The 14,587-nt window shown below is 66.2% G+C and carries 13 protein-coding genes and 1 tRNA gene; 5 read left to right on the forward strand and 9 right to left on the reverse strand.

The window, feature by feature from the left end; all coding sequences use genetic code 11:
• Positions 1–226 (reverse strand): 30S ribosomal protein S2 (rpsB, locus tag ACQKJZ_RS13865; RefSeq protein ID WP_427731621.1); only part of this gene is annotated, 226 nt, incomplete at its 3' end.
• A 368-nt stretch (positions 227–594) separates the two neighbouring features.
• Between rpsB and ACQKJZ_RS13870 the strand changes: the two genes are divergently transcribed.
• Complete coding sequence (locus ACQKJZ_RS13870) at positions 595–834, forward strand: hypothetical protein (RefSeq protein ID WP_427731623.1); 240 nt, start codon at positions 595–597, stop codon at positions 832–834.
• Here the strand turns inward: ACQKJZ_RS13870 and pssA are convergent.
• On the reverse strand, positions 770–1,582 hold the full coding sequence (pssA, locus tag ACQKJZ_RS13875) for a CDP-diacylglycerol--serine O-phosphatidyltransferase (RefSeq protein WP_427731625.1): 813 nt from the start codon (positions 1,580–1,582) through the stop codon (positions 770–772). The genes ACQKJZ_RS13870 and pssA overlap by 65 nt on opposite strands.
• 3 nt (positions 1,583–1,585) lie before the next feature.
• Positions 1,586–2,308 carry a phosphatidylserine decarboxylase gene (locus ACQKJZ_RS13880; protein ID WP_427731627.1) on the reverse strand — a complete coding sequence of 241 codons (723 nt, stop codon included), beginning with the start codon at positions 2,306–2,308 and terminating at the stop codon, positions 1,586–1,588.
• 141 nt (positions 2,309–2,449) lie between these two features.
• Here ACQKJZ_RS13880 and ACQKJZ_RS13885 point away from each other — a divergent pair, with 141 nt between their 5' ends.
• A complete protein-coding gene (locus ACQKJZ_RS13885) occupies positions 2,450–3,670 on the forward strand; it encodes an NADP-dependent isocitrate dehydrogenase (protein ID WP_312489250.1) in 1,221 nt (406 codons plus the stop codon).
• A gap of 247 nt (positions 3,671–3,917) precedes the next feature.
• Here ACQKJZ_RS13885 and ACQKJZ_RS13890 read toward each other — a convergent pair whose 3' ends face one another.
• On the reverse strand, positions 3,918–4,367 hold the full coding sequence (locus ACQKJZ_RS13890) for a c-type cytochrome (protein ID WP_427731629.1): 450 nt from the start codon (positions 4,365–4,367) through the stop codon (positions 3,918–3,920).
• A gap of 112 nt (positions 4,368–4,479) precedes the next feature.
• On the opposite strand from ACQKJZ_RS13890, the gene ACQKJZ_RS13895 reads away from it, so the two are divergent.
• Positions 4,480–6,252, forward strand: a complete 1,773-nt coding sequence (locus ACQKJZ_RS13895) for a cation:proton antiporter (protein ID WP_427731631.1) — start codon at positions 4,480–4,482, stop codon at positions 6,250–6,252.
• A 139-nt stretch (positions 6,253–6,391) separates the two neighbouring features.
• Here ACQKJZ_RS13895 and ACQKJZ_RS13900 read toward each other — a convergent pair whose 3' ends face one another.
• The 5 genes from ACQKJZ_RS13900 to ACQKJZ_RS13920 form a co-directional block, all read right to left on the reverse strand.
• Positions 6,392–9,064 (reverse strand): valine--tRNA ligase, encoded by a 2,673-nt coding sequence (locus ACQKJZ_RS13900; RefSeq protein WP_427731633.1) that lies wholly within the window; start codon positions 9,062–9,064, stop codon positions 6,392–6,394.
• Between the two features lie 42 nt (positions 9,065–9,106).
• Positions 9,107–10,732 carry a histidine kinase famiy protein gene (locus ACQKJZ_RS13905; RefSeq protein WP_427731635.1) on the reverse strand — a complete coding sequence of 542 codons (1,626 nt, stop codon included), beginning with the start codon at positions 10,730–10,732 and terminating at the stop codon, positions 9,107–9,109.
• A gap of 73 nt (positions 10,733–10,805) precedes the next feature.
• Entirely contained in the window at positions 10,806–11,372 is a 567-nt protein-coding gene (locus tag ACQKJZ_RS13910) for a DUF2497 domain-containing protein (protein WP_427731637.1), read from the reverse strand.
• Between the two features lie 51 nt (positions 11,373–11,423).
• The gene (locus ACQKJZ_RS13915) at positions 11,424–12,950 is read right to left on the reverse strand and encodes a TolC family outer membrane protein (protein WP_427731639.1); all 1,527 of its coding nucleotides are present in this window, start codon (positions 12,948–12,950) and stop codon (positions 11,424–11,426) included.
• On the reverse strand, positions 12,950–13,618 hold the full coding sequence (locus tag ACQKJZ_RS13920) for a protein-L-isoaspartate O-methyltransferase family protein (protein ID WP_427731641.1): 669 nt from the start codon (positions 13,616–13,618) through the stop codon (positions 12,950–12,952). Before ACQKJZ_RS13920 ends, ACQKJZ_RS13915 begins: the two co-directional genes overlap by 1 nt.
• A 222-nt stretch (positions 13,619–13,840) precedes the next feature.
• On the opposite strand from ACQKJZ_RS13920, the gene ACQKJZ_RS13925 reads away from it, so the two are divergent.
• Positions 13,841–14,047, forward strand: a complete 207-nt coding sequence (locus ACQKJZ_RS13925; RefSeq protein WP_312489913.1) for a hypothetical protein — start codon at positions 13,841–13,843, stop codon at positions 14,045–14,047.
• Positions 14,048–14,173: 126 nt separating this feature from the next.
• Positions 14,174–14,247: transfer RNA gene (locus ACQKJZ_RS13930), tRNA-Cys, on the forward strand.
• Positions 14,248–14,587 lie beyond the last annotated feature (340 nt).

Here is a 14,587-nt window from a genome sequence, read left to right on the forward strand (position 1 = left end):
GATTGGTGCCGACGAACAGGACCTTGCCACCGCCAGCGACGGTCGAGCTGATGAACTCCAGAGCGCGCGCGAACAGCGGCACGGTCTGCGACAGGTCGAGGATGTGGACGCCGTTGCGGTCGCCGAAGATGTAGGGCTTCATCTTCGGGTTCCAGCGGTGGGTCTGGTGGCCGAAGTGCGCGCCGGTTTCGACCAGCTGCTGCATGGTGACGACGGGTGCCGCCATAATCTAATTCCTTCCGGTTATGCCTCTGGGAAGCGGATGACGCGGCGGGCCAAGCCCATGCGCACCGAAATATGATGCTTCCCATGCGGTGTTGAGGGGGGCGCCCCTAGCGCATGACCAACGTCATGACAAGCCCTGCAAGCCGTTCACTTTTGTTCCAAAGCACATTGACTCCGGAACACAGGCGGAACATAAGATGACCGCAAGGGAGAACAGCGGCCAACTGAGGTGAATCGCAAACGCAATATCCCTAATTTGGCACGGTTCATCCTGTTGTCGCGATCGCGGCGACGGAACTGATCAAAAATTCCAATGGTTACGGCTTGGTTAATATGCCGGACCCCATGGTAAGGCAGGAGGCAGACATCATGATGATCGTGGTGAGTGTTCTGGTTTTCACGGGCGCCCTTGTCGCCGCCATCGCCACCATCGCGATGATGATCGCGCCCCAGTGGCGCCGTATCCTCCATCTCGCGACCGGCCATGTCGAGCCGGCCTTCACGCCGCTGGCCGCCTTGGTGGTGGCCGAACGGCGCATCGCCGTCAGGCGCTGGGCGGCAGGTTCGCCGGCCCCTTCGATGCTGGCGCGCCGCCGCGCTGCCGCTTGATCCGGCCATAGGCGATCATGCTGAACGGGATGCTCGCCAGATAGGCAAGGCATAGCGCGGTCAGCGCATGCCAAGGCGCGGACAACAGGGCCGCGCCTACCAGGACGATGATCGCCAGGACCTCGAACCGGACATTGCGGCGCAGACGGAACGAGGTCCAGGAGAAGGTCGCGACGCTCGACACCATCAGCAACGCGATGAAGGTAACCCACGGGGCCACAAGCAGCGGCGAGGCGAAGAACGGTTCCCCCGTCCAGAACCAGAGATACAGCGGCAGCATCGACAATCCCGCACCGGCTGGCGCGGGAATACCGGTGAAATAGCCGGCGGTCTTGCGCGGCTGGTCGACGATATCGAGCTGCGAATTGAACCGGGCCAGCCGGAGCGCACAGAAGACCGCGAGAAGCAGCGCAGCGATCCAGCCGATGCGTGGCAGCGTCCAAAGCGACCAGAGATAGAGGATCAGCGCCGGTGCGACGCCGAACGAGATCGCGTCCGACAGCGAATCGAGCTCGGCGCCGAAACGGCTTTCCCCACGCAGCAATCGCGCGATCCGCCCGTCCAGCCCGTCGAGAACGGCCGCCACCATGATCATGATGACGGCGGCTTCCCAGGATTGCGCGATGGCGAACTTCACGCCGGTCAGGCCGGAACAGAGCGCCAGGGCCGTCACGGCATTGGGGGCGATCGCCCGGAGCGGCAGGCCACGCGGTGGGCCGCGACGGGCGAAGCGGGGGGACATCGCCATGGATTACTGCGCGATACCGGTCATCGGCTTGCCGCCGACCCGGCCCAATACCGTCTCACCGGCCACCGAACGCTGGCCCAGGCATACCTGCGGCGTGACGTCGTCGGGCAGATAGACGTCGACACGGCTGCCGAAGCGGATCAGGCCGACGCGCTGACCGGCGGCGACCATGTCTCCGGGCTTAACGAAGCCGACGATACGCCGCGCGACCAGGCCCGCGATTTGGGTGAAACCGATCTTGCGGCCGTCGCGCCCCTCGACCACGAAATGCTGGCGTTCATTCTCGTCCGACGCCTTGTCGAGATCGGCGTTCAGGAACTTGCCCGAGATATAGACGACCTGGCGGATGACGCCCGCGACGGGCGTGCGATTGATGTGCACGTCGAACACCGACATGAAGATCGACACGCGGACCAGCGGCGCCTCGCCCAGCTCGCCGACCAGTTCGCGCGGGATCGGCACGCGCTGGATCATGGTCACCAGCCCGTCGGCGGGCGCGACGATCAGGTCGTCGCCCTGCGGCGTGGTGCGCACGGGGTCGCGGAAGAAGGCCGCGATCCAGATGCACAGACCGACGAACGGCCAGAACAGGATCTTGGTGATCAGCGTGGCGATCAGGGTCAGGCCCGCCCCGATCAGCACATATTTGCGCCCTTCGGGATGGACGGCGGGAAAGCGCCACTTGACCGTGGTGGTGGCGATGGGAGGCTTTTCAAGCGAAGGCATCGGGTCTGTCTACCTGTCCACCGGCCATCGCACAATCTTTTCGGTTCGCCTCGGCCCTTTCGGATCCCGAGCAGGGTGGTTGATCCGACGCGCCCCCTCCCCTAGACGCGTCGCAAACCTGCCAAATCTAAGGATGCGCATATGGCGAAGATCAAGGTAAATACGCCGGTCGTGGAGATCGACGGCGACGAAATGACCCGGATCATCTGGGAGTGGATTCGCGAGCGCCTGATCAAGCCGTATCTCGACATCGAGCTGGCCTATTTCGACCTGTCGGTCCAGAACCGCGACGCCACCGCCGATCAGGTGACGATCGACAGCGCTCACGCCACCCAGAAGTACGGCGTCGCGATCAAGTGCGCGACCATCACCCCCGACGAGCAGCGCGTCGAGGAATTCGGCCTGAAGAAGATGTGGAAGTCGCCCAACGGCACGATCCGCAACATCCTGGGCGGCGTGGTGTTCCGCGAGCCGATCGTCATCAAGAACGTTCCCCGCCTCGTCCCCGGCTGGACCCACCCGATCGTCGTCGGCCGTCACGCGTTCGGCGACCAGTATAAGGCGACCGATTTCAAGGTCCCCGGCAAGGGCAAGCTGACCCTGAAGTGGGAAGGCGAGAATGGCGAATCGATCGAGGAGGAAGTGTTCAACTTCCCCGCCGCCGGCGTCGCCATGGGCATGTACAATCTCGACGAGTCGATCCGCGACTTCGCACGCGCTTCGATGAACTATGGCCTGAACCGTGGCTGGCCGGTCTATCTGTCGACCAAGAACACCATCCTGAAGGCCTATGACGGCCGCTTCAAGGACATCTTCCAAGAAGTGTTCGACGCCGAGTTCGCCGATCAATTCAAGGCGGCGGGCATCGAGTATCAGCACCGCCTGATCGACGACATGGTCGCCTCGGCGCTGAAGTGGCACGGCGAGTTCGTTTGGGCCTGTAAGAACTATGACGGCGACGTACAGTCGGACACCGTGGCGCAGGGCTTCGGCTCGCTCGGCCTGATGACCTCGGTCCTGATGACCCCGGACGGCAAGACGATCGAGGCGGAAGCGGCGCACGGCACCGTGACCCGTCACTATCGCCAGCATCAGCAGGGCAAGGCGACCTCGACCAACCCGATCGCGTCGATCTTTGCCTGGACTGGCGGCCTGAAGTATCGCGGCAAGTTCGACAACACCCCCGACGTCGTCCGCTTCGCCGAGACGCTGGAAAAGGTCTGCGTCCAGACCGTCGAGAACGGCCAGATGACCAAGGATCTCGCGATCCTGATCGGCCCGGACCAGCCCTGGATGACCACCGAGCAGTTCTTCGAGGCGATCCGCGTCAACCTCGAAACCGAAATGGCCAACTGGCAGTAATTGCTGCCGCAAGGTTGTGAGAAAGGGGCTCGGAGGCATTGTCTCCGGGCCTTTTTTTTTCCTGCCCTCCGTTCAGCCTGAGCGTAGTCGAAGGCCACGCGACAAGCTCTTCAATGCCCTTTTGGCAAAGGGATTCCCTTGGCCTTCGACTGCGCTCAGGCTGAACGGAGGTTGGGGATTGTGGCGCCCCTTCCTCGCCGCCGTTCACGCTGATGACGTCGAAGCGCAAGCCCGACCGCGAACCGGATTACTCTCGCCCTTCCCGCTCCAGATAGGCGATCACATCCGCCCGCGCGAGTGGGTCGGACAGACCGGCAAAGGTCATCTTCGTCCCCGGCGCGAAGCGTTGCGGCGCGGTCAGCCAGCGGTCCATCGTCGGCCGGTCCCAAACGCCACCGACCTTCTTCAACGCCGCCGTATAGCCATAACGATCGCTTCCGCCGGCGACCGGCTTGCCCATGATCCCGTGCAGGTTGGGACCGGCGCGATCGAGTTCGCCCTTGCCGATCGTATGGCACGCCAGGCACTGGCCGAAGGTCCGCGCGCCGGCGTCGGCGTCCGCCACCTTCATCAGCGCGTCGAGCGACGGATTCGGCCCCGCCGCCTTCAACCGTGCCGCCCGGTCGCCGTCACCGCATCCCGTCAGGACCAGGGTCGAGAGGAGGGCGATCAAGACGTGGCGCGACGGACTGTTCATCCCCGCGCCCTAGCCGCGTCGAACGGCACCGGTCAGTGGACCAAATGCCCCAGGACCGTTTCGAAGGATTAACGGCCTGACAAGCAGGGCAAAGCCGGGCTAGTCTCGCGCCATGGCATTACGGCTCGACAATCAAGGCTTTTCCGACGCGCTCGTCATCCTCGGCGCGGCGGGGATCGTCATTCCCGCCTTCGCCCGCTTTCGGGTCAGCCCGGTCATCGGCTTCATCCTCGTCGGCCTGCTGGTCGGGCCCGCCGGCCTCGGTTCGCTGGTGCCCCAGGCCCCATGGCTCTACTACCTGACCATATCCGACCCGGAATCGATCGAGCCCTTCGCCGAGTTCGGTATCATCTTATTGTTGTTTTCCATCGGCCTGGAGCTGTCCTTTCGCAGACTGTGGGCGATGCGGCGGCTGGTGTTCGGGACCGGCGCGGCCGAATTGCTAGGCTCGGCGGTTCTGATCGGCGGGGCCTTGCATGTCATGGGCCAGGGACTAGGCGGCGCGATCGGCCTCGGCCTCGCCTTGACGCTGTCCTCGACCGCGCTCGTGCTGCCGCTGGTCGGCACGACCAGCCCGGTCGGTCGCGGCGCCTTCGCCATGCTGTTGTTCGAGGATCTGGCGCTCGTCCCCATCATCTTCGCGCTGGGCGCAATGGCGCCGACCGCCAGCGACGAAGGCTGGGTCGGCATCGCCGGGGTCGCGCTTCGCGGCGGGTTGACGGTCGTCGTCATGTATCTGGGCGGCAGGATCGTCCTGCCCCGCCTGTTCGCACAGGCCGCCCGCACCAAGAGCCCCGAGCTGTTCCTCGCCGCCTCGCTCCTGGTCGTCATCGTCGCCAGCGTGGCGACCACGGCGGCCGGGCTGTCGCCGATCGTCGGCGCGCTGCTCGCCGGCTTGTTGATCGCCGAGACCGAATATCACTCCGAGGTCGAGGTGATGACCGCGCCGTTCAAGGGCCTCGCGCTCGGCGTGTTCCTGATCACGGTGGGCATGAGCCTGGACCTGCGGTTGATCGCACGGAATTGGGACATGCTGTTGCTGGCGGTCGTCGGGGTCATCGCGGTCAAGGCGGTGGTCACCTATCTGCTGCTTCGCGTCGCCAATGCACGGCGCGGCGTCGCGGCGGAGACCGGGTTGCTGATGGGCAGTCCGTCGGAGACGACGCTGATCGTGCTGGGGACGGCGGCGCAGGCGCAGCTGATCCTGCCCTCAACCGCCGCCTTTTGGCAGACGGTGACCGCGATCGGCCTGACCATCACCCCTCTTCTCGCCAAGGCGGGTCGGGTCATGTCCCGCCGGATCGAGGCGCGCAGCACCGATGGCCCCGCCGTGCCCGAGTTGGCGACCGATGCGGAGCGCACCGTCATCATCGGCTTCGGCCGCGTCGGCAAGATGATCGCCGATATGCTGACCGTCCATGGCAAGCCCTATGTCGCGGTGGAGGCCGATATCGATTCGGTGACCGATGCGCGGCGCGCGGGCTATGCGGTGATGTTCGGCGACGTCGCGCGGGCGGAACTGGTCGACCGGCTGGACCTGCCCGCCGCGCGCGCGCTCATTCTGACGATGGACGATCCGGTGCTGACCGTGCGGCTGGCGCGGCGCATCCGCGAGGCCGCGCCAGACCTGCCGATCATCGCACGCGCGCGCGACATGGCGCATGCGACCGAACTCTACCGTGCGGGCGTCAGCGAGGCGGTGCCCGAGACGCTGGAGAGCTCGCTCCAACTCTCGGAGGCGGTGCTGGTCGATCTGGGCGTCGCGATGGGGCCGGTGATCGCCTCCATCCACGAAAAGCGCGACGAACTGCGCCAGGTGATCCGCCGCGAGGCGCAGTTGCAGCGCGAGCCGCGCATCCGGCGGCTGCGACGCTTGGGGGAATAGGCATAAGCCCATCCTCCCCAAGCTCGGCTTGGGGAGGGGAACCGCGCCCGTCAGGGCGCGGTGGAGGGGCATGGCCCCTCGCCCCTCCACCATCGCTTCGCGATGCCCCCCTCATCTCACGATGAGGAGGATTTTGGGGTCAGCCCAGGCGGCCCAGCGCCGCGTGCAGGCGGGCCGCTTCGGCCATCTTGTCGGCATGGTCGGCCTTCGCCTTTTCGACCGCTTCCGGCTTGGCACGTTCGACGAAGCTGGCGTTGCTCAACCGTCCGCCCAGCGCATCGCGTTCCTTCTCGACCGCCGCGATCGCCTTGGTCAGGCGCTGACGCTCGGCGTCGAGGTCGATGACGCCCTCCAGCGGCAGGACGAAGGTCGCCTCGTCCACCACCACCTGCGCCGCGCCGCCGCTCGCTTCGCCCTCGGCCGCATCGACACGCGCCAGACGCGCCAAGGCCGACGCCTGACGGATCAGCCGCGCCGTGGTGCCGTCATTCGCATCGCGGACATGCATCGGCAGACGCGCGCCCGGCGGCACATTGAGTTCGGTGCGCGCAGCGCGGATTTCGCTGACCAGACGGATCAGCCAGTCGATCTCGCGCTCCGCCTCGGGGTCGAGCGCGCGGGCGTCGGCCATCGGCCACTGCGCCACGATCAGGTCGTGATCGCGCGCGCCCATGGCATGCCACAGCTCTTCGGTAATGAACGGCATGAACGGGTGGAGCAGGACCAGTATCTGGTCGAGCACCCAGCCCGCGACCGCACGGGTTTCGTCACCGCCCTCTTCGCCGCCCTGAAGGACCGGCTTGATGAGTTCGAGATACCAATCGCAGAAGCGGCTCCAGACGAACTGATAGATCGCGTTCGCCGCCCCGTCGAAGCGGTAGTCGGCCAGTGCGAGGTCCACCGCCTGCACGGTCTTCACCGTTTCAGCAATGATCCACTTGTTGACCGCGAGGCTGGCGTTCGGCGCCTCCAGCGTGGTCGATACGCCGATGCCGTTGGACTGGGCAAAGCGCGCCGCGTTCCACAGCTTGGTCGCGAAGTTGCGATAACCCTCGACCCGGCGCTCATCCATCTTGATGTCGCGCCCCTGGCTCTCCATCGCCGCCATGAAGAAGCGCAGGGCGTCGGCGCCGTACTGGTCGATCAGGCCCAGCGGATCGACCGTGTTGCCCTTCGACTTCGACATCTTCGAGCCGTCTGCCGCGCGGACAAGACCGTGCAGATACAGTGTCTTGAAGGGCACATCCTCCATGAAGTGCATGCCCTGCATCATCATCCGCGCATCCCAGAAGAACAGGATGTCAAAGCCGGAGATCAGTACGTCGTTGGGGTAACGCCCCGCCAGCGTCTTGTCGCCATTATCGGGCCAGCCGAGCGTCGCGAACGGCCAGAGCGCGGACGAGAACCACGTATCCAGCACGTCCGGGTCGCGGGTCAGGGTAACGCCCTCGCCTGCCTGTCCTTGCGCTTCCTCTTCGCTCTCGGCGACGAACACGCGACCGTCCTCGGCAAACCAGGCCGGGATCTGATGGCCCCACCAGAGCTGGCGGCTGACGCACCAGGGCTGGATATTCTCCATCCAATTGAAGAAGGTCTTTTCCCACGCCTGCGGCACGATCTTGATGTCGCCGCCGCGCACCGCCTGGATCGCGGGCTGGGCCAGCGTCTTGGCGTCGACATACCATTGGTCGGTCAGCCATGGCTCGATCACCACGCCGGAGCGGTCGCCGAACGGGGTCTGGATCGTGCGCGGCTCGGCGTCATGCTCCTCGCCGTCCTTGTCGATATGCGGGATCAGGACGCCCTCGTCCTTCAAACGCGCGACCACGGCCTTGCGCGCGTCGGCGGTCGACAAGCCCAGGAATGCGTCGGGGATCAGCCCGTCCGACGTCTGGCAGATATGTGCCTTGCCATCGAGCATGTTGAGCATGTCGCGCGCCTCGATCCCGGCGCGGCGACCCACCTCGAAGTCGTTGAAGTCGTGGCCCGGCGTGATCTTCACCGCGCCCGATCCCAGCTCGGGATCGGCATGTTCGTCGGCGACGATCGGGATCAGGCGGCCGGTGATCGGCAGGCGCACCTGCTTGCCGATCAGCGCGGTGTAGCGCGCATCGTCCGGGTGGACCGCGACCGCCATGTCGGCGAGCATCGTCTCGGGACGCGTCGTCGCAACCTCGATAAAGCCCGATCCGTCGGCCAGCGGATAGCGCAGGCGCCAGAAGCTGCCCTTCACTTCGCGCGTCTCGACCTCCAGGTCGCTGATCGCGGTGCCGAGCCCGGCGTCCCAGTTGACCAGCCGCTTGTCGCGGTAGAGTAAGCCCTGACGGTACAGGTCGACGAATACCTTCAGCACCGCCTTGCTGAAGCCCTCGTCCATGGTGAACCGCTCATTGGCCCAGTCCATCGAGCAGCCCAGACGGCGCAGCTGGCCGGTGATCTGGCCGCCGCTCTCCGCCTTCCACGTCCAGACCTTTTCCAGGAACTGGTCGCGGGTGAAGTCGGTGCGCTTCTCCCCGCGCGCGTTCATCTGGCGCTCGACGACCATCTGGGTCGCGATGCCCGCATGATCGGTACCGACGACCCACAGCGCGTCCTTGCCCTTCAGCCGGGCATGGCGGACGAGGATGTCCTGGAGCGTGTTGTCCAGCGCATGGCCGATATGCAGATTGCCGGTGACGTTGGGCGGCGGGTTGACGATCGTCCACGGCTCGGCATTCGGGCGATCGGGGCGGAACAGGCCCTTTTCCTCCCAATGGCCATACCAGCGGGCTTCGATTGCGGCGGGGTCGAACGTCTTGGGCAGCTCAGTCATGCCGCTGCCTTAATCAGCCTGACGCTGGGACGCTAGATGATATCAGGTACGCGCCCCCGGCCGGTCGAGCACCGCGCGGATCCGGTCGTTCAGCTCGGCCCGGCGATAGGGTTTGCGGATCAGTTCGTACGACCGCGCGCCCTCATCGATCGCCTCGTCGGCAAAGCCGGTCGTCAGCAGCACCGCCAGGCGCGGATGATCGCGGCGCACGATGCGTGCCAACGCCACGCCGTTCATGCCGCCGGGCATCAGGATATCGGTGAACAGCAGCTGGAAGTCGTCGTCCTTCGCCAGATGATCGAGCGCCTCGCGCGCGCTGCGCGTCAGCACCACGTCATAGCCCATGTCTTCCAGCATAGCCCGGCCCAGATCGCCGACATCGTCCTGATCCTCGACCATCAGGACACGCTCGACGCCGCCCTTGCGGGCCGGCCGGACGGGCGTGGGACGACGCTCGCTGACACCGGCCGCGCGCGGGAAATAGAGCGATAGCGCGGCACCGCCGCCCTCGTCATGCTCGACCGTCGCCAGCCCGCCCGACTGGCGCATAAAGCCATAGACCATTGCCAGGCCCAGCCCTGCGCCCTTCCCCATTTCCTTGGTCGTGAAGAACGGGTCGAAGACCTTGTCGGCGATCGCCGGATCGATACCGGGCCCGTCATCGCCGATGCGGACCATGACATATTCACCCGGATCGAGGTTGGCCGGCCCCTCGGGATGCTCGGCCGACTGAATCATGTTGCGGGTGGTGATGGTGACGACGCCCTGCCCCGCGTCGCGGTCGACCGCCTCGCGCGCGTTGGTCACGATGTTGAGCAGCGCCATTTCGGCCTGAACCGGATCGATCCGGCAGTTCCAGAGATTTTCCTCCAGCCGCTGGCGCAAGGTAATCTGCTCGCCGGCCGTGCGGTTGAGGATGGGGCGGAAATCCCCGATCAGCTGGTTGAAGTTGAGCAATCGGTCGCGCAGTTCCTGCTTGCGCGCGAAGGCGAGCAGTTGCTGGGTCAGCGTCGCGCCGCGTGCGGCCGCCGCGCTGATCGCCTCCACCGCGCGGCGTCCGCTGCGGTCGCCGGCGTCGATCCGGGCTTCGAGGATATCGGAATAACCGATGATGACCTGGAGCAGGTTGTTGAAGTCATGCGCGATGCCGCCGGTCAGCTTGCCGACCGCCTCCATTTTCTGTGCCTCGTGCAGCGCATCCTCGGCCTCGCGGCGGCGCGAGATGTCGAGCTGGCTGCTGAAGAAATAGACCAGCTCGCCCGCATCGTCATAGACGGGCGAGACGAACAGCGCGTTCCAGAAGGTCGAGCCGTTCTTGCGGTAATTGAGCAGTTCGACCGCGATCTCCTCGCGTCGCTCGACCGCCGCGCGGACCTGTGCCACCACGTCGCGGTCCGTCTCCGGCCCTTGCAGGAAACGGCAGTTCGTGCCGAGGATTTCCTCCTCGGAATAGCCGGTCATGAAGCTGAAGGCTTCGTTGCAGAAGACGATGGGATTATCCGGCTGCCGGGGATCGGTGACGATCATCGGCATCCGGGTCGTCTTCACCGCAGCGAAGAAGATATCCGACTGGCCCGAATGCGGCTGACGTGTATCCGCGATAGGCGGCGACGACACGGGCGTGCGTTTCGCCTTGTCCTTCTCCGATGGCCGGTCGATAGCGGTCATGCCTTGCCAACCCGGCGCTCCAGGCCCGGTTCCGAGGCGGCCATCATTCCGACCGGATTGCCCGCCGGCGGCATCAACGCCCTTCGCGCGTGATCCGGGCGATTTCCTTGGCCACCATCGCCTCAACCATTTCCGGCAGGTTCGCATCCAGCCATTCGCGCAGCATCGGACGGAGCATGTCGCGGACCAGCCCCTCCAGGGTGCCGTCGCCGCTGGGTTCGGGTTTAACCATCATCCGGCTGAGCGACTCCAAGGCGCCACGGCTGGCCTCGGCGGCACGGGGCGATACGATCGCCTCCTCCTGGTCCGGGCCATGGGCGGGTTCGACCGGTGCCGCCGCGATCGGGGCGGCGGTCGGGGCGGGCACGGGTGCCACGGGTTCGGGGGCCGCCGGTGCCGGCTCGGGCGCGGCGCGCATGGCCGATTCGGCGGCACGCGCGGCGGCGGCCTCCACCTTCATGCGCAGCGGCATGGGATCGCTGAGTTCCAGGATCTCGGGACCGTCGTCATCGGCGACCGGCGACGGCACGGGTCGCGGCTGGCGACGCTGTCGCGCCGGCACCTCGCCCTCCTCGGCGATGATCCTTTTGATCGAGGAAAGGATTTCCTCCATCGACGGTTCGGCGCTGATCTCACCCATGACCGCAATCCCCATTGAAGCCCCCCAGGCCCCCATAGCCTCTGGCCGGCGTTATTGCCGGCTCGGTGCCGTTGCACCTGTGGTTAATGCGGGGCTTCTGTCAACAGGGGCGTTCACATCCGCGTCAAGCGGACGGGTGATCGCCGCCGTCTGCGCCTGGGTGCCGGCGGTGGTGCTGGCGACCGGCGCGGGCTCGCCATCGCCGTCCCAGTCGTTGATGCGGTTGCGCACGCGCTTGTAATTGGCGACCGGATCGTAGAGCGAACCGCCGTCCAGCCCCAGGTCGCGCGCCTCGGCATTGCCCATCGCGGCAATCAGCGCGAAGCCCGCGACATAGGCGTCGCGCCGCGCGGTCACGAGCGTGACCTGGCTGTTCAGCAATTCCTGCTCGGCGTTCAGGATGTCGAGAACGGTGCGGGTGCCGACGCTGTTCTCGGCGCGCACACCCTCCAGCGACAGCGAATTGGCGCGCACCGCCGACTCGGCCGAGGCGATCACCTCCTGCGAGGATTGCCAGACGGCATAGGCGGAGCGGACCTGCGCCACGACCTGTCGTTCGGTCGCGGTCGCATTCTCCAACGCCTGGCCGCGCAGCGCCTCGGCCTGACGGACCTGCGCCGCCGGGCGGCCGCCCTGGAACAGCGGCATCGACATCTGCACACCGACCGTCGCGTTGATACCGGAGGTCGGCACGTTGCCCGCCCCCGGTGGCGCGTTCAGCGAACCGAGATAATTGAAATAGTTACCGCTCGATACCGCCGCCACGCGCGGCAGCCGATTGGCGCGAGCCACGTTGATGTCATAGCGGGTCGCATCCGCCGAGCGTCGCGCGGCGATCAGCTGCGGGTTTTGGTCGAGCGCGACGGCCACCGCCCGGTTCGGCGAGGCGGGCAGCGTCGGCAGTGCTGGCGGCTGTTCCAGGCCCACCGGCGCGACGCCGACGATGTTAACGTAATTCTCGCGGCTGGAGATCAGGTTCGTCTGCGCCGACTGCAACTGCGCGCGCGCCTGCGCCAGCCGTGCCTCGGACTGGGCAACGTCGGTGCGGGTCAGGTCGCCGACCTGGAAACGGTCACGCGAGGCACGCAAATTGGTGTCCAGCACATTGACGTTGCGCGTGTTCAGATTGACGATCGCCTCGTCGCGGATGACGTTCATGTACGCCGCGACGACATTGGTGAAGAGGTTCGCCTCCACCCCGCGCAGCTGAGCCCGGCCCGCATCGACCCGCGTCTCGGCGGCGCGCACCGCGTTCTTGACCGCACCGCCCTGATAGAGCGGCACCGACAACTGCACTTGCCCGGTGCCGACGCGTTCCGGGTTCAGGAAGTTGTTGTTAGCGACGACGATATTGTCGATGATCTGCGCGTTGGATTGCAACGACGGCAGGCCGTTCGAGCGTGCGATCGGCACATTCTCGTCGGTCGCGCGCTGGGCGGCGCGCTGACCGGTGATCGTCGGGTTCGTCTGATACGCCCGCACCATCGCCTCGCGCAGCGTTTCCGCCGAAGCGGACCCGGCCAGCAGCAGCGCCGAACCGATCAGGACGCCGGAGGTCAGGGACGGACGCATCGGCATCAGAACTGGAACGCGCGCGGGCGGGCGAAGCCCGGCAGGATGGTGCATTCGGCATCGGCGAAGGGGCGCACGCCGTGGCCGCCCTCGGTCCGGCGACCGCTGGCGAGACGGGTCACGCCCTTGTCGACCAGACCGGTGACGATCCGGCCGCCGACGCGGACCTGCTCGATCAGGGCGGCGGGGATTTCCTCGACCGCGCCGTCGATCACCAGCACGTCATAGGGCGCATCGGCCGGGTTGCCGGCGGTCAAGGGCGCGTCGACCAGCTTGACCTTGGCTTCACCCGCCAGCGCGGTGCGCGCGGCGGCGAGCAGATCGGCATTGTCCTCGACCGCCACGACCTCGGCGACGATCCCGGCAAGCAGCGCGGCGGTATAGCCGGTGGCGGCGCCGATCAGCAGCACGCGATCATTCGCCTCCAGATAGGCCTCGGTCAGCAGACGGCCGGTCGCCATCGGCAGGTTGACCGCACGCCCCTGCCCCAGGTCGATCGTGCCGTCACGATATGCGACCGGACGAAGCGCCTCCGGCACGAACGCCTCACGCGGAACCCGCGCCATCTGCGCCACGACGCGCTGGTCGCTGACCGCCGTAGTACGCAGCTGGCTCGCCACCATCGCGTGGCGCATCGCGTCGAAATTCGAGGATTCGTTGCTGGTCGTCATCATGGCCCATCCCTGTCGCACAGCCGTTTTAGTTGTGCAATACACTAATTTGGTTCCCGCCGCTTCTATCGCGCCCGCTCGGTTCCGCCAAGCGGACGGATATCGCCGGCATTCCGCTCGGCATCCGCTTTGCGACAAAATGTAACGGCAGGAGCCAATCGCACGCCTCTCCCGTTTGATGGCCATTCCAAGGCCCCGCCGCCTGGCCCATTCTGGAGAGGCTTTATGAAACGAAGCACCGGCTATCTCGGCGCCGGCATCATCGGTGCCGCCGTCCTGGGCGGATCGATCACCGCCGGCTATCTCGAAAAGACGCGCAATCCGCCGCCTGCCACCGCGACCTTCGCGCAGGGCGTATCCGACGCACAGGTCGCCGAACGGCGTCGAGGCAAGGCGGCGGCGGTCGCGGTCGCGGAGACGGCGGTGAAATAGGCCCGGCCAGCCCAGGCTCGGCCGGCGTGGCGATCAGGACCCGCCTGGACTTTTTTGTAACGGCCGCGTCGTGACTGTTGACAGCGAGGCAAAAACCGCAGACATGCCCGCCTCCCACGACATCGAGGCGCGATGGCGGAGTGGTGACGCAGAGGACTGCAAATCCTTGCACCCGGGTTCGATTCCCGGTCGCGCCTCCAGATTTCTTCGTAGCGTTGGCGCGGCGCTAGAGCCGCCAGCCCCCTGATGATCCCCCCCAGCGATAAACCGATGGACCCGCCCCGCTCCGGCGGCGTAAGCCGGCCGGTGACCTGGCTTGAGGGAGACATGAATGCGCGCGACGATGATGACGGCGGCCTTGGGGAGGGGGAGAGGAAGAACCGCGGGAGCACGGTGTCCGAAAGGCAAGTCTCAACCAGAAGAGCCCAAGTCTGAACTCCCACCACCGCACGGGGAATCGAGGGGGGTTTTTTTTGTTTTTGGTGGGGGGGTGGGGATGGGCGGCGGCGTTGCTGCGGGCTTTCTCCCTTCGAGACGGCG

Origin of the sequence: Sphingomonas sp. NPDC019816, from assembly GCF_050274375.1 — a bacterium.
Classification (GTDB): Bacteria; Pseudomonadota; Alphaproteobacteria; order Sphingomonadales; family Sphingomonadaceae; genus Sphingomonas.

Excerpts from the sequence above, each read along its gene's own strand:
- ACQKJZ_RS13870 (WP_427731623.1), top strand. The coding sequence starts at position 595 with ATGATGATCGTGGTGAGTGTTCTGGTTTTCACGGGCGCCCTTGTCGCC.
- pssA (WP_427731625.1), bottom strand. The coding sequence starts at position 1,582 with ATGGCGATGTCCCCCCGCTTCGCCCGTCGCGGCCCACCGCGTGGCCTG.
- ACQKJZ_RS13880 (WP_427731627.1), bottom strand. The coding sequence starts at position 2,308 with ATGCCTTCGCTTGAAAAGCCTCCCATCGCCACCACCACGGTCAAGTGG.
- ACQKJZ_RS13885 (WP_312489250.1), top strand. The coding sequence starts at position 2,450 with ATGGCGAAGATCAAGGTAAATACGCCGGTCGTGGAGATCGACGGCGAC.
- ACQKJZ_RS13890 (WP_427731629.1), bottom strand. The coding sequence starts at position 4,367 with ATGAACAGTCCGTCGCGCCACGTCTTGATCGCCCTCCTCTCGACCCTG.
- ACQKJZ_RS13895 (WP_427731631.1), top strand. The coding sequence starts at position 4,480 with ATGGCATTACGGCTCGACAATCAAGGCTTTTCCGACGCGCTCGTCATC.
- ACQKJZ_RS13900 (WP_427731633.1), bottom strand. The coding sequence starts at position 9,064 with ATGACTGAGCTGCCCAAGACGTTCGACCCCGCCGCAATCGAAGCCCGC.
- ACQKJZ_RS13905 (WP_427731635.1), bottom strand. The coding sequence starts at position 10,732 with ATGACCGCTATCGACCGGCCATCGGAGAAGGACAAGGCGAAACGCACG.
- ACQKJZ_RS13910 (WP_427731637.1), bottom strand. The coding sequence starts at position 11,372 with ATGGGTGAGATCAGCGCCGAACCGTCGATGGAGGAAATCCTTTCCTCG.
- ACQKJZ_RS13915 (WP_427731639.1), bottom strand. The coding sequence starts at position 12,950 with ATGCCGATGCGTCCGTCCCTGACCTCCGGCGTCCTGATCGGTTCGGCG.
- ACQKJZ_RS13920 (WP_427731641.1), bottom strand. The coding sequence starts at position 13,618 with ATGATGACGACCAGCAACGAATCCTCGAATTTCGACGCGATGCGCCAC.
- ACQKJZ_RS13925 (WP_312489913.1), top strand. The coding sequence starts at position 13,841 with ATGAAACGAAGCACCGGCTATCTCGGCGCCGGCATCATCGGTGCCGCC.